The organism is Ochrobactrum sp. SFR4, assembly GCF_019730395.1.
In the GTDB taxonomy this organism is placed as follows: Bacteria; Pseudomonadota; Alphaproteobacteria; order Rhizobiales; family Rhizobiaceae; genus Pseudochrobactrum.
Window position 1 is genome coordinate 1 of the sequence record NZ_JAAPBB010000376.1, and the last position, 356, is coordinate 356.

1 protein-coding gene is annotated in these 356 nt (G+C 47.2%); it reads left to right on the forward strand.

All coding sequences use genetic code 11. The features are described 5' to 3' along the window. Window positions 1-356: HAD family hydrolase (locus tag HBA93_RS19440; RefSeq protein WP_502910148.1), on the forward strand; the 356-nt coding region annotated here is incomplete at both ends.

Below are 356 nucleotides of genomic sequence, written 5' to 3' on the forward strand. Positions count from 1 at the left end.
CGGACGCAGTCGGGACGGAAAGCACTGGTCAACGGATTTAGAGACAGATCTTGGCCTGTCGCCTTCCCTGTTCCATGAAAGATTTTTCACACCATATTGGGATAAAATTGTCACCGGAAAACTGGATCTTCTTTCAGCCCTCAAACCGGTGCTTTCAGATTTATCACCCTACCTCACCCCAGAGGAATTCATCGCCTATTGGTTTAAGAATGATGCCCGCCTGAATACGGAGCTGATAGAGTCTCTGGAATTTTATCGCTCTGCTGGTGTGCGGATTTATCTTGCGACCAATCAGGAGCATTTGCGTGCTGAATATATTATGCAGACACTAAAGCTAGGTAAGCTTGCCGATGCTG